17 protein-coding genes are annotated in these 15,161 nt (G+C 66.2%); 11 read left to right on the top strand and 6 right to left on the bottom strand.

Annotated features, from left to right (window positions below; translation table 11 throughout):
- Positions 1–564: SDR family oxidoreductase (locus A5753_RS22950; protein ID WP_067133974.1), on the bottom strand; the 564-nt coding region annotated here is incomplete at its 3' end.
- A 114-nt stretch (positions 565–678) separates the two neighbouring features.
- Between A5753_RS22950 and A5753_RS22945 the strand changes: the two genes are divergently transcribed.
- Genes A5753_RS22945 through A5753_RS22930 form a run of 4 tightly spaced genes read left to right on the top strand, consistent with a single transcriptional unit; the run spans position 679 to position 4,672 of the window.
- Positions 679–2,256: a methylmalonyl-CoA mutase family protein gene (locus A5753_RS22945; protein ID WP_067133971.1), complete on the top strand. Its 1,578-nt coding sequence runs from the start codon at positions 679–681 to the stop codon at positions 2,254–2,256.
- Complete coding sequence (locus A5753_RS22940; RefSeq protein WP_067133968.1) at positions 2,257–2,697, top strand: cobalamin-dependent protein; 441 nt, start codon at positions 2,257–2,259, stop codon at positions 2,695–2,697.
- Positions 2,682–3,638 (top strand): LLM class F420-dependent oxidoreductase, encoded by a 957-nt coding sequence (locus A5753_RS22935; RefSeq protein ID WP_067133965.1) that lies wholly within the window; start codon positions 2,682–2,684, stop codon positions 3,636–3,638. Before A5753_RS22940 ends, A5753_RS22935 begins: the two co-directional genes overlap by 16 nt.
- Complete coding sequence (locus A5753_RS22930; protein ID WP_067133962.1) at positions 3,635–4,672, top strand: CaiB/BaiF CoA-transferase family protein; 1,038 nt, start codon at positions 3,635–3,637, stop codon at positions 4,670–4,672. The genes A5753_RS22935 and A5753_RS22930 overlap by 4 nt, the downstream gene beginning before the upstream one ends.
- Positions 4,673–4,680: 8 nt before the next feature.
- Here A5753_RS22930 and A5753_RS22925 read toward each other — a convergent pair whose 3' ends face one another.
- The gene (locus A5753_RS22925) at positions 4,681–5,586 is read right to left on the bottom strand and encodes a LysR family transcriptional regulator (protein ID WP_067133959.1); all 906 of its coding nucleotides are present in this window, start codon (positions 5,584–5,586) and stop codon (positions 4,681–4,683) included.
- A 165-nt stretch (positions 5,587–5,751) separates the two neighbouring features.
- Here A5753_RS22925 and A5753_RS22920 point away from each other — a divergent pair, with 165 nt between their 5' ends.
- Genes A5753_RS22920 through A5753_RS22910 form a run of 3 tightly spaced genes read left to right on the top strand, consistent with a single transcriptional unit; the run spans position 5,752 to position 8,037 of the window.
- Entirely contained in the window at positions 5,752–6,645 is an 894-nt protein-coding gene (locus A5753_RS22920) for an SDR family oxidoreductase (protein ID WP_067134020.1), read from the top strand.
- Between the two features lie 8 nt (positions 6,646–6,653).
- The gene (locus A5753_RS22915) at positions 6,654–7,559 is read left to right on the top strand and encodes a TIGR03620 family F420-dependent LLM class oxidoreductase (RefSeq protein ID WP_067134023.1); all 906 of its coding nucleotides are present in this window, start codon (positions 6,654–6,656) and stop codon (positions 7,557–7,559) included.
- A gap of 52 nt (positions 7,560–7,611) precedes the next feature.
- Positions 7,612–8,037 (top strand): nuclear transport factor 2 family protein, encoded by a 426-nt coding sequence (locus tag A5753_RS22910; RefSeq protein WP_067133955.1) that lies wholly within the window; start codon positions 7,612–7,614, stop codon positions 8,035–8,037.
- Positions 8,038–8,046: 9 nt separating this feature from the next.
- Here A5753_RS22910 and A5753_RS22905 read toward each other — a convergent pair whose 3' ends face one another.
- The 3 genes from A5753_RS22905 to A5753_RS22895 are packed head-to-tail and all read right to left on the bottom strand — an operon-like array spanning position 8,047 to position 10,022.
- Entirely contained in the window at positions 8,047–9,312 is a 1,266-nt protein-coding gene (locus tag A5753_RS22905; RefSeq protein WP_067133952.1) for an amidohydrolase family protein, read from the bottom strand.
- Between the two features lie 33 nt (positions 9,313–9,345).
- Positions 9,346–9,660: a DUF4286 family protein gene (locus tag A5753_RS22900; RefSeq protein ID WP_067134017.1), complete on the bottom strand. Its 315-nt coding sequence runs from the start codon at positions 9,658–9,660 to the stop codon at positions 9,346–9,348.
- A gap of 23 nt (positions 9,661–9,683) precedes the next feature.
- On the bottom strand, positions 9,684–10,022 hold the full coding sequence (locus A5753_RS22895; RefSeq protein WP_067133950.1) for a 2Fe-2S iron-sulfur cluster-binding protein: 339 nt from the start codon (positions 10,020–10,022) through the stop codon (positions 9,684–9,686).
- Positions 10,023–10,147: 125 nt separating this feature from the next.
- Here A5753_RS22895 and A5753_RS22890 point away from each other — a divergent pair, with 125 nt between their 5' ends.
- Genes A5753_RS22890 through A5753_RS22875 form a run of 4 tightly spaced genes read left to right on the top strand, consistent with a single transcriptional unit; the run spans position 10,148 to position 14,284 of the window.
- Positions 10,148–11,554: a class I adenylate-forming enzyme family protein gene (locus tag A5753_RS22890; protein ID WP_067133947.1), complete on the top strand. Its 1,407-nt coding sequence runs from the start codon at positions 10,148–10,150 to the stop codon at positions 11,552–11,554.
- The gene (locus A5753_RS22885; protein WP_067133943.1) at positions 11,532–12,437 is read left to right on the top strand and encodes an acyl-CoA dehydrogenase family protein; all 906 of its coding nucleotides are present in this window, start codon (positions 11,532–11,534) and stop codon (positions 12,435–12,437) included. The genes A5753_RS22890 and A5753_RS22885 overlap by 23 nt, the downstream gene beginning before the upstream one ends.
- Entirely contained in the window at positions 12,424–13,512 is a 1,089-nt protein-coding gene (locus tag A5753_RS22880; protein WP_067133941.1) for an acyl-CoA dehydrogenase family protein, read from the top strand. The genes A5753_RS22885 and A5753_RS22880 overlap by 14 nt, the downstream gene beginning before the upstream one ends.
- Position 13,513: 1 nt before the next feature.
- Entirely contained in the window at positions 13,514–14,284 is a 771-nt protein-coding gene (locus tag A5753_RS22875; RefSeq protein WP_067133938.1) for an enoyl-CoA hydratase/isomerase family protein, read from the top strand.
- A gap of 21 nt (positions 14,285–14,305) precedes the next feature.
- Here the strand turns inward: A5753_RS22875 and A5753_RS22870 are convergent, their stop codons facing one another.
- Positions 14,306–15,160: a proline iminopeptidase-family hydrolase gene (locus A5753_RS22870; RefSeq protein ID WP_082971439.1), complete on the bottom strand. Its 855-nt coding sequence runs from the start codon at positions 15,158–15,160 to the stop codon at positions 14,306–14,308.
- Between the last annotated feature and the right edge of the window lies 1 nt (position 15,161).

The raw sequence follows: 15,161 nt of genomic DNA, 5'->3' as shown, positions 1-15,161 counted from the left end.
TACGTCGTTGGCGTATTGGGAGTTGCAGCCTAGAGACAGCAGTGTCATGATATATTTTGACAGGGTGTAGGCCGGGTGGGCGCCCAGCCATTTGGGATTCATGTTCACCGGTGGCGAGATGGTGAGCACGTGCGGATTGGCGGATTTCTCCAGGTGTGGCACGCACGCCTTGGTCAGCAGGAAGGTGCCGCGCAAATTGATCTCCTGCATCAGGTCGTACTTCTTGGCCGACAGCTTGGCTGTCGGTTCCACTGCGATGGCGCTGGCGTTGTTGACGCAGACGTCGACGCCGCCGAAGCGCTGGACCGCCGCATCGACCACCCGTTGCACGTCCTCTTCGCGGCGGACGTCACCAACGACCGCGAGCGCCTTGCCGCCGGCGGCCTCGACCTCGGCGGCGGCGGTGTGCACCGTCCCTGGCAGCCGTGGGTGCGGGGTATCGGTCTTGGCCAGCAGCACCACGTTGGCGCCTTGCCTGGCGGCGCCGATTCCGATCGCGAGTCCGATCCCGCGGCTGCCGCCGGAGATCACGACGGTGCGATCGGCGAGCGAACCGTTGGGCATGAAGCCTCCTTTTACCTGGTCAAACGACGCCATTTACCTGGTCAAACCTCGCGTTTTACCTGGTCAGACGCATGGTATTGGCATTCTCTTTTTTTGCAAGTACGTTATTCATCGATGGATAATACGGCCCACACTCCGTCTGGTATCCCGCTGCTGCCCGTATATGGGCCGGCGGATGTAAGCGCGGAGCCTCCGCAGCCGGGGGAGTTCCCCTTCACCCGCGGTAACTTCGCCTCCGGCTACCGCGGCAAGCTCTGGACCTTCCGCCAGTACTCGGGATTCGGCACCGCCGAGGAATCCAACCGCCGTTATCGCTACCTGCTGGAGCAGGGCGGTACGGGGCTGTCGGTCGCGCTCGACCTGCCCACCCAGTGCGGCTACGACTCCGATGATCCTGAGTTCGGCGAGGAGGTCGGCCGGGTCGGCGTCGCGGTGGACACCCTGGCCGACTTCGAGATCCTGTTCGACGGCATCCCGCTGGACGAGCTCAGCACGAGCATGACCATCAACGGGACGGCGGCGATCCTGCTGGCGTTCTACGTCGCCGCCGCCGAAAAGAAGGGGATCCCGCGGGAAAAGCTCACCGGGACCATCCAGAACGACATCCTCAAGGAGTACGCCTCGCGCGGGACCTGGATCTGGCCACCGGAGCCCTCGCTGCGGCTGATCGCCGACACCATCGAATTCTGTGCTGCCGAGGTTCCGCGGTTCAACGCGATCTCGGTGGCGGGGGCGCACTTCCGCGATGCGGGGGCCAACGCGGTGCAGGAGATGGCGTTCACCCTGGCCGACGGGGTGACCTATTGCGACACGGTGGTCGAGCGCGGTCGGATGACGATCGACCAGTTCGCGCCGCAGATCTCGTTCTTCTTCTACACCCACGGGGATTTTTTCGAGGAGATCGCCAAATACCGTGCGGGGCGCCGGCGTTGGGCGACCATCGTGCAGGAGCGCTACGGGGCGAAAACGGCCAAGGCGGCGATGTTCCGGTTCGGCTGTGTCTGTGGTGGCGCGTCGCTGTACGCGCCGCAAGCCCACAACAACATCGTCCGGGTGGCCTACGAGGCGATGGCCGCGGTGCTCGGCGGTGTGCAGTCGATGTTCACGGCGGCTTGGGACGAGCCGTTCGCCCTGCCGACCGAGGAAACCACGACACTGGCGCTGCGCACGCAGCAGATCTTGGCGCACGAAACCGGCGTCGCCAGCGTCGCCGACCCGCTCGGCGGCTCCTACTTCGTCGAGGCGCTGACCGATGCCACCGAGGAGCGCATCATCGAGATCATGTCCGACCTCGAGCGGCATGGCGGAATGGTGCAGGCCATCGAGGACGGGTATCTGCAGGGCCTGATCGCCGACGAGGCCTTCAACCTGCATCAGGAGGTCGAAGCCGGCACCCGACCGGTTGTCGGGGTCAACCGGTTCGTCACCGAGGACCCGGCGCACGATGTCGTCACGTACGAACTCGACGCCGAAGGACGTGACCTGCAGCTCAAGCGGCTGTCCAAGGTCAAGGCCGAACGGGATTCGGCCGCAGTGAAATCCACGTTGGCTGCCCTGTCGCGGTCAGCCGAGGGAGACGACAATCTGATGCACAAGCTGATCGACTGTGCCAACGCCTACTGCACGGTCGGGGAGATGGTCTCCGCGCTCAAGGCGGTGTGGGGCGAATTCCAGCAACCGGTGGTGTTCTAGATGGCCGTGCGCGTGCTCGTTGCCAAACCTGGCCTGGACGGCCATGACCGCGGCGCGAAGATCGTCGCCCGCACCTTGCGCGATGCCGGGTTCGAGGTCATCTACACCGGTATCCGCCAGCGCATCGAAGACATCGCCTCGATCGCCGTCCAGGAAGACGTGGCCGTGGTGGGGTTGAGCATCCTGTCGGGTGCGCACCTGGCGCTGACCGCGCGCACCGTCGAGGCGCTGCGCGCCGCCGATGCCGCCGACATCGCCGTCGTCGTCGGGGGCACCATCCCCCATGCGGACGTGCCGAAGCTGCTCTCCGCCGGCGCCGCCGCGGTATTCCCCACCGGGACACCGCTGGACGACCTCGTGCGCGACATCCGCGCACTGACCGGCACGGCGAACATCGACTCGAACGAACCCCTCACGGAGGAACCATGCGCGTCGGAGTGATGATCGGCGCCGAGCGGGGCGACATGGCCCGCAAGGTGGACAAGCTGACCTCCGACATCGAATGGGCCGAATCCGCCGGCTTGGACACCGCCTGGATGCCGCAGGTGCCCAACGATTTCGACTGCCTGACCATGGTGTCGCTGATGGCCGCCCACAGCTCGCGCATCGAGCTCGGCACCGCCGTGGTGCCGCTGCAGGCCCAGCACCCGATCGCCCTTGCCCGCCAGGCGCTCTCGACGCATGCGGTGGCCGGTGGGCGGCTGGCGCTGGGCGTCGGGCCGTCGCACCACTGGATCATCCGCGACATGCTCGGCCTGCCCTACGAGAAGCCGGCGGCCTACACCCGCGACTATCTCGAAGTGCTCAACGCCGCCGTTGCCGGGCCGGGATCGGTTGACGTCGAGAACGATTCGTTCAGAGTGCACAATCCGCTGGCCATCGGGGCCGACACCCCGATGCCGGTGCTCGTCGCCGCGTTGGGACCGGTGATGCTGCAGATCGCCGGCGAACTCGCCGACGGCACCGTGCTGTGGATGGCCGACGAGCGCGCGATCGGTGATCACATCGCACCGAAGATCACCAAGGCCGCGGCGGACGCCGGGCGACCCGCGCCGCGGATCGTCGCGGGCATCCCGGTATGCCTGTGTGCCCCTTCGCAAGTCGATGAGGCCAAGGAGCGGGCCAACCGCATACTGGGCGAGGCCGAGGTGTCGCCCAACTATCAGCGCCTGCTCGACCGCGGCGACGCCCGCGATGTCGGTGATCTGTGTGCGGCCGGCGACGAGCAGGCGATCCTGGCCCGGATGCGCCGCTTCGCCGAGGCCGGCGTGACGGATCTGTCGGTACGGCTGCTGCCCATCGGTGACAACCGTGATGAACTGGTCGCTTCCAAGCGGCGCACCCGAGAAATGATCGCCTCACTCGCCGCGGAATTGCGTTGACCGCAAGCAACTCCGGGCCTTTGGCCGGGATACGCCTCCTCGAGGTCGGCACCATGCTGGCGGGTCCGTACGCGACCATGCTGCTCGCCGATCTCGGTGCCGAGGTCACTAAGATCGAACCGGCCGGTGGCGAGATCTCCCGCAGCGTCGGCGCCACCTATTTCGCCAGCCTCAACCGCAACAAATCCAGCATCACGCTGGATCTGAATTCCGATGCGGGACAGCAGCGATTGGGCGAGCTGGTCGCCGAATCGCACGCGCTGCTGGTGAACCTGAAGCCGTCGGCCATCCGCCGGCTGGGCCTGACCTACGACGAGTTACGACGGCACAACGAGCGTATCGTCTGCGTGGCGATCACCGGCTTCGGGCTGTACGGCGGCGACGATCCGGCCTTCGACTACGTGGTGCAGGCGGGCGTCGGCACCGCCGCCCTGACCGGCGACCCCGACGGTCCGCCGACGCTGCCCGGCTACTCGTCGGCCGACAACTCCACCGGAATGACAGCGGCACTTGGGTTGTTGGCGAAGATCATCTCCGGAACCGGCGGCCAGGTGGATGTGTCGCTGCGCGACGTCATGCTGTCCCAGCTGAACTACCACGCCTCCGCCTACCTCAACGGCGGGGTAGAACCGCAGCGCCGCCCCTACGGCGCCCACTCCTATTACGTTCCGGCGCAGCTCTTTCCGACGGCCGACGGATATCTGGCACTGTTCATCACGCACGATGGATTCTGGAAGTCGTTTGCCGCTGAAGCGGGCATCGGGGGCTTCGAGACGATGGCCGAGCGAGTCGCCCGCCGCGACGAGGTGCTGACCATCGTCACAGCGATGCTGGCCACCGACAGCGCCGTCGCCTGGGAACGACGACTGCGCCCGCTCGGCGTTCCGGCGGCGGCGGTCCGAACCATGCCCGAGGCGCTCGAGGCGACCCCGGAGGTGATCGTCACAGCGGGCGAATTCCGGTTGGTGGGGAGCCCGATCCACGTCTCCGGGTATGAGCCCGAGTACCGGTCACCGCCGGAGCTTCCCCAGTAGCGCGCTGCTCAGGCCGGCGCAGGCCCGGTGAGGACAGCCTCTGCGATCTTGCGGAAGGCCGATAGCACACGGCTGCGATCCCCAGCGCGACAAGCCAATACGACATGGCTGGGTTCGACACCTTCCAACGGGACCGTGGTGATATCCGGCCGCACACCGTTGCCGTGAACGCCCGCCGTGATCGCCACGGCTTGCCCCGCCGCGATGAGTTCGAACTTGTCCTCCAGCGCATCGATGAACGGGCCATCGGGTGCCCGGCGACCATCGGGTCGCGGATCGATGCGCCAGAAGGCGCTCCAGGCCGGATCCGAATGCCGCACCCGCGGCATGGGTTCGTCGGTGATGTCGTCGAGGGTGACCGATTCCCTGCCTGCCAGGCGATGGTCGACGGGTATCGCCAGCACCCGCGGCTCGTCGTACAGGATCGTCACGTGCAGCCCTTCGGTCGGAAACGGCAGCCGGGTCACCACCGCGTCCACCCGATGGCCGAGCAACGCATCGAGCGCCTGGTCCCAATCCAAATGCGTGACTTGGACATCGGCTTCGGGATGCGCGCGGCGCATCTCGCGCACCGCGGGCGTGACGATCATGCCCATCGTGTACCCGATGGTGATCCGGCTGGGCTGCGCGGCCGCTCGCGCCTGCGCGGTGGCTTGGGCGGCCGAACGCAGCAGCGCCTTGGCCCGGGGCAGAAATACCTCGCCCGCCTCCGTGAGCCGGGTGCCCTGCGGGGTGCGGTCCAACAGGCGGACGCCGAGTTGCTGCTCGAGCCGGCGAATCTGGCGGCTCAACGACGGCTGCGCGACGCGCAGCGCTGAGGCGGCCCGGCCGAAGTGCCGGTGCTCGGCGACGACGACGAAGTAACCCACCAGCCGCAGGTCAAGATCCACCACCGGCGATGCCGAGTCGGTCATGCGCTCAGTGTAATCCGAGCCCAGCCCGCTTTATGCCTCAGAGGCCCCTGTGAACTGCCGTGATGCCTGAATTGCATCGCGCCATATAAAACAGGACTTGGACACGGCTTTCACCCCGCCATTGACTTGATGGCATACATCCCACGGGACCAGAAGGGAACTTTCATGCACGTCTTTGTCACTGGCGCGACCGGTCACATCGGCTCCGCCGTTGTCACCGAACTCCTCGACGCCGGGCACCAGGTCACCGGTTTGGCGCGGTCGGACGTGAGCGCCGCCGCCCTGCAAGCCGCGGGAGCAACAGCGCGCCGGGGAGATCTCGACGACCTCGACGGCCTGCGCGACGCGGCGGCGGCGTCCGACGGCGTCATCCACCTCGCGTTCAAGCATGACTTCGACGACTTCGCGGGAGCTGCCGAGACGGACCTGCGCGCTGTCCGCGCCATCGGGGAAGCACTCGTCGGTTCCGATCGGCCATTCGTCAGCACGTCGGGAACGCTGCTGCTCTCGCTCCTGGGTCAGGGCGATGTCGCCACCGAACAGGACACGGCGCCCGGCGGCCCACGGGTTGACTCCGAAAACGCGGTGATCGCGCTCGGCGAGCGCGGGGTTCGGTCGTCGGTGATCCGCCTTGCGCCGCTGGTGCACAGCGACCTCGATCACCATGGCTTCGCCCACCACCTGATCAACGTCGCCCGCGATACCGGCGTATCCTGCTACATCGGCGATGGCGCCAACCGCTGGCCCGGTGTGCACACGCTCGACGCCGCGCGCCTGTACCGGCTGGCCCTCGAAAAAGCGCCTGCTGGAACGCGTCTGCACGGCGTCGCCGATGAGGGAGTGGCGTTCCGGGACATCGCCGCCGTCATCGGTCGCCACCTGAACGTGCCGACGTCGAGCATCGCCGCCGAAAACGCCGGCCACTTCGGCTTTCTCGCGCTCTTCGCGTCGCTGGACAATCCGACGTCGAATGCCTTGACGCAGAAGGTCCTCGACTGGCACCCGGAGCGCCCCGGGCTGCTCGAGGACCTCGATGCCGGCCACTACTTCGGCGAGTGAGCGACGCCATGGCTGACACAGTGATCGCTACGGTCCGAAAGACGTTGGGGCCGGTGGGCGTATGCCTGCCGGTCTCGTTCACCGGCACACCACCGGCCGACCTGTTGCGCGAGGCCGCGTGCCGCCTGGAAGACGCCGGGTACAGGGCGGTCTGGACCAACGAGGTCATCGGCAAGGATGCCTTGGTGCAGCTCGCCGTGTTGTTGGCCGCGACCAAACGATTGGCTCTTGGCACCTGCATCGCCAACATCTGGGCCCGGCCGGCCCAGACGATGCACGCCGCGGCCGCCCAATTGGCCCAGGCGTATCCGGGCAGGCTTGTGCTCGGCCTCGGGGTCGGCTATCCGGAGCAGGCGGCCAGCGTCGGGCGCGAATTCGGCAGCCCGCTGACGACGATGCGCGACTATCTGGAAGCGATGGACGGCCCGACCTGGCCGCCGGCGCCGGATGCGCCGTATCCCCGGATCGTCGCCGCCAACGGGCCGAGAATGCTTGCGCTGGCCGGTGAAAAAGCCGACGGGGCGTTCCCCGCCGGGCTGCCGCCGGAGTTCACCGCGCAGGCCCGCGAGGCGTTGGGGCCGGACAAGGTCGTGGTCGTTGGCCTGTCCATGGCGAGCGACATCCAGACCGCGCGCGAGGCGGTGTCGGCCAGACTCGGCGTGCCGTCTTATGCGTCGAGGCTGGTGGAGCTGGGCTACTCGGCCAGTGACATCGACGAGGTGAGCGATCGGTTGGTCAATGCGCTTGTCGCGCATGGCGATCCGGCGGACGTCGCGGCCAAGCTGGGCCAGCACCTGGCGGCGGGCGCGGATCACGTCGTGCTGCTTCCGTCTATCGGCGGTGAATTTGACTCCGCCATCGACCAATTCCACGAACTTGGGCGGGCGGTGGCCGAACTCAATGACATTGCCTGATGCGTGCTTCAAGTCCTTGTACCTGAGATAGCTGCCTGTATAGGGTGCAACGATGGATCAGCAGCGGGTCGCCGATGAACTCGAAATCACCGCGCTACTCAACAAATACGCCCGCGCCGTGGACGCCAAGGACTGGGACCTGTACCGCTCGGTCTTCACCGACGGTGCGCACATCGACTATTCATCCGCAGGCGCCGCGGCGGGCCCGCGCGACGAGGTGGCCACGTGGTTGGAACAAGGCTTCGGCGCCATCCCGATGTCGATGCACTACATCACCAACGTGGAGATCCTGGATCTCGACGGAGATGTCGCGACAGTGCGCGCCATGTTCTACAACCCGATGCAGTTGCCGGGCGTGGCGGAGCTGAGTTACTGCGGCGGCTACTACCACCACGAGCTGACCCGCACGTCCGATGGCTGGCGCAGCCGCAGCCTGCGCGAGGAGAACGTCTGGTTCGTCAACCCTCCGGCGGGCTGATCCACCGCACTACGACAGCTCGGCCAGCTGCCTTTCCTGATACAGCCGCGCCCACTCGGCACGCGAACGGATCGACACGTCGACGTCACTGCCCTTGGCTCGCAGGGCCTTAACGGTCGCCTGCTCGCGAGGGGTCCGGGCGAACGGGTCCCAGCCGAAGAACCTGCACGAGTTCTGCCAGGTGATCTTGTTGATGTCGGAATCGTCGGCCCCGGCGGCGTTCAACTCGGCGAGCACCTGCTCGGGCGCGTCCGGCCAGAAGCAGTCCGAGTGCGGGTAGTCGCACTCCCAGGCGATGATGTCGATGCCGATCTCATGGCGCAGCTTCAGCGACGTCTTGTCGGTGACGTAGCACGCCAGCGAATGTTCACGAAAGACGTCACTGGGCAACTTGTCGCCGAAGTCGCGGCGTAGCCACTTCTGGTTCGTGTAGTGGCGGTCGCTGCGATCCAGATAAAACGGAATCCAGCCGATACCGCCTTCGGAGAAGGCGAACTTGAGATCAGGGTAGTCGCGCATGGCCGGCCCCCACAGCAGATCCTGGGCGCACATCGCCGAGACCTGGGTGGCCAGAATGATCAGGTTGTCGATCGGCGCGTTGGGCGCCATGCTGATCGCCCCGAAGCCGGTGCCGATGTGCAGACACATCACCACGTTCTCCTCGGACAAGGTGCGAAATACCGGGCCCCAGTAGTCCTCGTCGTGGTAGCTCGGAAGTCCTTCCAGGTGAGGCAATTCCGGCATGGTGACGGCCCGGCAGCCTTTCGCGGCGACGCGCCGTATCTCGGCGCACATGCCCTCGGGTGTCCAGGTCGGCAGGATCGCGATCGGGATGAAGCGATCCGGGTAGGACCCCGCCCATTCGTCGATGTGCCAGTCGTTGTAGGCCGACACCATCACCAGGGTCACGTCTTCGCGCGTCATGTTGAGGTGCCGGGCCGAAAAGCCGGTGAACGTCGGGAAACACATCGACGCGAGGATGCCGTTGCGGTTCATGTCCCGGACGCGTTCGTGGACGTCGTAGACGCCGGGGCGCATCTCGGCGAAGCCGGCGGGATCGCGGCCCCACTCCTCGGCCGGCCAGGACACCACGGCGTTGAGGCCACTCACGCCCTGCGGCCTGCCCTGGTACATCCACTGGTCGACGCCGTTGTCGTCGGTGACGACGACGGGTGCCTCGTCCCGGTACTTGGCGGGCACGTGCCGCAAGAACATGTCCGGCGGTTCGACCACGTGGTCGTCAATGCTCACCAAAATCAGGTCATCGACCTTCATCAAGCAGTCCTCTCCCGCGCAGCCCGAGTTCGATTAGCCGCCGCACTCGGTGGTGGTCTCGAGCAGTCGTGGAATGGGCGCCGGATCCAGCTGCAGGGCGTCCGACATGTGCAACTGCCCCGCGTTGGCGATCATGTTGTTCAGGATCGCCTGCAGGTCGTCGCCCTCGATCTCGTAGATGGCCATGTAAGGTCCGTCGGCGTCAACGGGACGCAGCCTGCGCGCCGAGACGAATCCGTCCAGGGCGACGAGCTCACCCAGGTGCACCTCGTCGTACCAGGTGTTGTACTCCTGTTCGCGCTCAGGCGAACTGGGTCGGCTCTCTACGAGGATGATGCCCTTGGCCATCGTCGCCGCCACCTCTCTGGTTGCTACTCGTAGCGCACCGTGACCGAGTCCGTATCCGGAACGCCCTGGCACGTCAGAATGTAACCCTCGGCGACCTCGTCCTCCTCGAGAGCGTCGTTGACCCGCATGGTGGCATGGCCCTCTTCGAGCTTGGCCATGCACGTACCGCAGTTGCCGGCCTCGCAACTGAAGGGAGGCTCCAGCCCGGCCCGCCGTGCGGTCTCCAGGAGAGTCTCGCCCGGGACTATGGGCACCGACACCTTCTTGCGGTCGAGATGAATCGTCACCGTCGCGGCGCTCGAGCCATTTGTTGCCGGATCTGTCACCCGCGAGGTCCCCTCGATGATCCGGGTGATCGTCACGCGACCGCCCCCTCTCACGTATTTGCATTCTTCAGTATAGAGAATACTATTCTCACGAAGCGATAGCATCTTCTCAAGACTGTATGGATGTCGGGTCAGCCCGGTCTGTCAGGGAAGGACGGGACGTGACCGAGCCGGCGGCGCTCGTGTTCGAGGAACGGCGATTCAGCGCGCCCGAACTCAACGCGTTGGCCGACGGATGGGCCGCTAACCTGGCAAAAGACGGTGTCAACCCAGGTCAACACGTCGCCTTGATGGCGTCGAATCGGCCGGAGTTCCTCGCCGTGGTGCTGGCCATCTGGCGACTGGCTGCCACGCCGGTACTCATCAGCCCCGCGTGGAAGCGCGGCGAGGTCGACCATGCGATCGCGCTGACCAACCCCCAGCACGCCGTCGGTGACCACCCGGTGCTGGCCGGTTTGATGCCGATGCTGCACCTGGACGACCCGGTCCCGCCCGCGGAGCCGATAGCCAGGGGCGCACCGCCGCCCACGAACGACGCGGTGCTGGTATTCAGTTCTGGCACCACCGGCCTGCCGAAGGCCGTCCGGCACACCCACGCCTCGCTGGACGAAGCGGTGCGGCACTGGCGTCAAGCGTTGCAACTGACGCGCCACGACCGGATCCAAGTCGCGACGCCGCCGTCACACATCCTCGGGCTGCTGAACTTGCTGACCGCGTGGGAGACCGGTGTCTGCGTGCGGCTGCATCGCCGGTTCGACATCGACCGGGTGCTACAGCACATCGAAAGTGACCGCATCACAGTGGAAATGGCGGTCGCTCCCATCGCGCTGGCGATGGCCTCGCATCCCGACCTCGAGTCCTATGACCTGTCCTCGCTGCGCTACATCATGTGGGGGGCCACGCCGGTCAACACCCACGTCGCAGCGACGGTGACTCGGCGCACCGGAGTGCATTGGCTCCCGGCTTACGGAACCACGGAACTGCCTGTCGTAGCGTGCAATCCGATCGAGGAGCCACGGCTCGACACCGTCGGACGGGCGGTGCCGGGCGTGGACCTACGCGTCGTTTCACTGGAGACCGGCGAGCCGGCCGGCCCGGGGGAGGTCGGTGAGATCCAGTGCCGGTCGGCGTCGCTCATGGCCGGATACCTGCCGGCCGAAGCGACCGGCGAGGCGGTCCGTGACGGGTGGTACCGAACCGGGGATGTCGGCTGGCTCGACAACGGCGGATGGTTGCGAATCACCGATCGCCTCAAAGAAATGATCAAGGTGCGCGGCTTCCAGGTAGCGCCCGCCGAAATCGAGACGGTGCTGCACGGCCATCCGGCCGTCAAAGACTGCGCGGTGTTCGGCATTCCCGACGGGCTCAACGGCGAGGCCGTCGTCGCCGCGGTCGCGACGTCCGCGCCCGTCGACGCGACCCGACTGACCGCCATGGTGGACGAAAGACTGGCGTCCTATAAACATCTGAGCCGGGTGATTTTCGTCCCCGACATTCCCCGCCTGCCTTCCGGCAAGGTGCTGCGCCGAGTGCTGAAGGAGCGCTATGGATGTACGTCTGACAGCTGAACAACAGCAACTACGCGATGCCGCCGCCAAGCTGGCCGACGATCTGGGCCCCGCGGCGGTGCAGGATCTCGACGACCAGACGCGAATTGCACGCCTGGACAAGCAGATCGAGAACACCGGGTGGCGGTCGTTGCGTTCCGACGGCGCATCCGGGGTGGAGGTGGCCATCGTGGCCGAGGAGTTCGGCCGCCGCCTGGTTGACACACCGTTTCTCGGGCCCGTCCTGGCCGACGATCTGGGCCGCCATGTCGGCGCGGACGTATCGGCGGCGACGGTGGCCGTCGGCGATCGAGTGATCGACGCCCGGGCTGCCCGGCGCGCCCTGTGGCTTTCGGGCGGCACGGTTTCCGCAATCGATGTGCAGGTCTCGCCGCAGAGCGTCGACCTCACGCGAGCTGACGGCACGGTTGCGGGATCGCCGGAGACGGTGGGCGACGTGCCCCCCGAGGTTGCCGAACAATGGCGGGCCCTCGCGCTGGTCACCACGACGGCCGACTTGGTCGGCATCGCCCGGGGCGTGCACGCCGTCGCCTGTGACTACGCCAAAATTCGTGAACAGTACGGCAAGCAGATCGGTTCTTACCAGGCGATCGCGCACTTGCTGGCCGAAAGTCTTGCGCTGATTGAGGGTTCGGTGAGCGTGCTGCGGCATGCCGCGTGGGCCGTCGATGAGCTTGCCCCCGCCGAAGCCATCCGGGCCGCCCAAATCGCAAAGGTCTACTGCGCGCGCGCCACCCGCACCGTCTGCGAGACGGCCATCCAGGTGCACGGCGGTATCGGCAACACCTGGGAATGCGTGGCGCATGTCTACCTGCGCCGGGCCCTCACATCGACCGAACTGTGGCCGGTCGCGTTGAAGGAGATCGATCTTGGACTTTCGTGACTCACCCGATGAAGCCGCCTTTCGGGAGCGGCTGCGCGCGTGGCTTGCCGCACACGCCAAGGAGTTTTCGGGCTCGGGCGACGAGTATTGGGTGCGCATGGCCGACTGGCACCGTGCCCTCTATGACAACGGCTTCTTCGGCCTGTCCTGGCCACGCGATTGGGGCGGCCAGGACCTGGCGCCGGTCTACGACGTCATCGTCGACGAGGAGCTGGTGCGAGCCGGTGCGCCGCCGCGCCCCAGCGTTGGATATCTGGTGTATGGCATCGGCGCGCACGCCAGCGACGAGCTGCGGAAGCGCTTTCTGCCCGGCATCATCAACGGCACCGAGCGCTGGTGTCAGGGCTTCAGCGAGCCGGGTGCCGGCTCGGATCTTGCGTCGCTGACCACCACCGCTCGCCTCGAAGGCGACAACTATGTAGTGAACGGGCACAAGATCTGGACCAGCTACTCCGACGTCGCGGACCGGTGCTTGTTGCTGGCGCGCACCGACCCCGAGGCCAAGCGCCACCGCGGCTTGTCCGCGTTCGTCCTGGACATGAAACAGCCTGGCGTGCAACAGCGTCCGCTGCAGATGATTAACGGGGTCACCAACGAATTCGGTCAGGTGTTCTTCGATGATGCGACGGTGCCGGCGGACCGGATGGTCGGCGGCCCCGGCGATGGCTGGGCCGTGGCCATGACCGTCGTCGGGCATGAACGCGAGCCGTCCACGCTCGGCTACGCGGCGCGCTACGGCAAGCTCGTTCGAGAGATGTTGTCCCGCAACGATGGAGAAGTACCCGAAGAGTTGGCGTGGGCGGCGGTTCAGTCGGACATGCTCACCCATCATGTGCGGCGGCGGCTGTCCGAACAGCTCGACGGGGTATCGCACGGCTCGGACGGTTCGCTGGACAAGCTGCTGATGACGTGGGTCGAACAATCCGTCGGGCACGCGGCCCTTGCCGTCACGGGAACGCGCGATCCCGATCTGCTGAGCGCCTACCTGTACAGCCGGGCACAGAGCGTCATGGGCGGAACATCGCAAATACAAAAGAACATCATCGCTTCACGAATCTTGGGACTGGGAGTCTGACGTGTACGACATGCCTACCGAAATCGACGTTCAGGCCGACGGTGCCCTGCGCATCATCACGCTCAACCGGCCGGACTCGCTCAACTCCGTCAACGACAATCTGCACGTCGGGCTGGCGCGGTTGTGGCAGCGATTGACCGATGACCCCACGGCGCGTGCCGCGGTGATCACCGGGGCCGGCAGGGCGTTTTCGGCGGGTGGCGATTTCACGTATCTGGAAGAGCTGGCAAACGATGCTGAGCTGCGCGCCAAGACCATTCGGGACGGACGCGAGATCGTGTTGGGCATGGCCCGCTGCCGAATTCCCGTAGTGGCGGCGGTCAACGGGCCCGCCGTCGGCCTCGGTTGCAGTCTGGTGGCCCTCAGCGACATCGTCTACATCGCCGAGGATGCTTATCTGGCCGACCCGCATGTGCAAGTCGGGCTGGTCGCCGCCGACGGTGGACCGTTGACCTGGCCACTGCACATCAGCCTGCTGTTGGCCAAGGAATTCGCGCTCACCGGCACCCGCATCAAGGCGCAGCGCGCCGTCGAGCTCGGTCTGGCCAACCACGTGGTCGACGACCCGGTCGCCGAGGCGATCGCCGCCGCCAGAAAGATTTTGGAACTCCCGCAGCAGGCGGTGGAGAGCACCAAGCGCGTGCTCAACATCCATCTGGAGCGGGCCGTGCTCGCCAGCCTGGACTACGCACTGTCGGCCGAGAGCCAGTCGTTCGTCACCGAGGACTTCCGGGCCAACGTCGCGAAATTCAATGCGGCAAAGAAGAACTGAGGTCGTTGCAGCCGGAGGCCCTCAGGCGTCGTGCCGGTGCAGGAAATCACGCATCATGGAGTCGAACTTGTCCGGCTCCTCGATGAAGGGCATGTGGGCGCTGGCTTCGAACAGCTCGAACTGTGAGCCAGGTATGCGCTGGTGCATTTCCCACATGTGTTCGGGCACGCATTCGTCGTACCTGCCCGCGAGCACCAGTGTCGGCACGGCGATTTCATGGAGCCTTTCGAACACTTCCCAGTTGCGAATCGTCCCCACGATGTGAAAGTCGCTGGGGCCGAACATGGTCTCGAAGACTTCGGCGCCCATGTTGCGGAACGCATCTTCGAGCTCTTGCGGCCACGGGCGTACCCGGCACAGGTAGGTCTCGTTCCAGGTTCGGATGGCGGCCTGATACTCGGGCGCGTGCGTGCTGCCGGCGGCCTCGTGCCGGTCGATGGCGGCCTGGGTGGCCGGATCCAGTTCGGACTTCAAGCGCGCCACCATCTTCGCAAACGCCGGGATGGACGCGATGCTGTTGGAGATGGTCAGGCTCGCGGCGCCGGCGGGCGCCGCGTCGAGCACATACTGTTGGGCCAACATTCCGCCCCAGGAGTTGCCGAAGAGGTGGAAGCGGTCCAGGCCCAGGGCTCGCACCACGGCATCCACCTCGGCCACCGAGCGCTCCATCGTCCAAAGACCGCGGTTGGGTGGGCATTTGGAGTTTCCGCAACCGAGCTGATCCCAGAAGATGACTTCGCGCTCCGTGGCCAACCGCTCCAGTGACCGCAAGTAGTCGTGCGGCAGGCCCGGCCCGCCGTGAATGACGAGCAGCGGAAGACCCGCGCCGCCACGGGTCCGCTTGAACCACACGTTGCCGCCCGGGACCGCGACCATT

It is taken from the genome of Mycobacterium sp. 852002-51971_SCH5477799-a (assembly GCF_001667145.1).
In the GTDB taxonomy this organism is placed as follows: Bacteria; Actinomycetota; Actinomycetes; order Mycobacteriales; family Mycobacteriaceae; genus Mycobacterium.
Note: the sequence above shows the minus strand (reverse complement) of the source record. Positions and strands in the feature narration are given on the sequence as shown.

Excerpts from the sequence above, each read along its gene's own strand:
- A5753_RS22945 (WP_067133971.1), top strand. The coding sequence starts at position 679 with ATGGATAATACGGCCCACACTCCGTCTGGTATCCCGCTGCTGCCCGTA.
- A5753_RS22940 (WP_067133968.1), top strand. The coding sequence starts at position 2,257 with ATGGCCGTGCGCGTGCTCGTTGCCAAACCTGGCCTGGACGGCCATGAC.
- A5753_RS22935 (WP_067133965.1), top strand. The coding sequence starts at position 2,682 with ATGCGCGTCGGAGTGATGATCGGCGCCGAGCGGGGCGACATGGCCCGC.
- A5753_RS22925 (WP_067133959.1), bottom strand. The coding sequence starts at position 5,586 with ATGACCGACTCGGCATCGCCGGTGGTGGATCTTGACCTGCGGCTGGTG.
- A5753_RS22920 (WP_067134020.1), top strand. The coding sequence starts at position 5,752 with ATGCACGTCTTTGTCACTGGCGCGACCGGTCACATCGGCTCCGCCGTT.
- A5753_RS22915 (WP_067134023.1), top strand. The coding sequence starts at position 6,654 with ATGGCTGACACAGTGATCGCTACGGTCCGAAAGACGTTGGGGCCGGTG.
- A5753_RS22910 (WP_067133955.1), top strand. The coding sequence starts at position 7,612 with ATGGATCAGCAGCGGGTCGCCGATGAACTCGAAATCACCGCGCTACTC.
- A5753_RS22905 (WP_067133952.1), bottom strand. The coding sequence starts at position 9,312 with ATGAAGGTCGATGACCTGATTTTGGTGAGCATTGACGACCACGTGGTC.
- A5753_RS22900 (WP_067134017.1), bottom strand. The coding sequence starts at position 9,660 with ATGGCCAAGGGCATCATCCTCGTAGAGAGCCGACCCAGTTCGCCTGAG.
- A5753_RS22885 (WP_067133943.1), top strand. The coding sequence starts at position 11,532 with ATGGATGTACGTCTGACAGCTGAACAACAGCAACTACGCGATGCCGCC.
- A5753_RS22870 (WP_082971439.1), bottom strand. The coding sequence starts at position 15,160 with ATGGTCGCGGTCCCGGGCGGCAACGTGTGGTTCAAGCGGACCCGTGGC.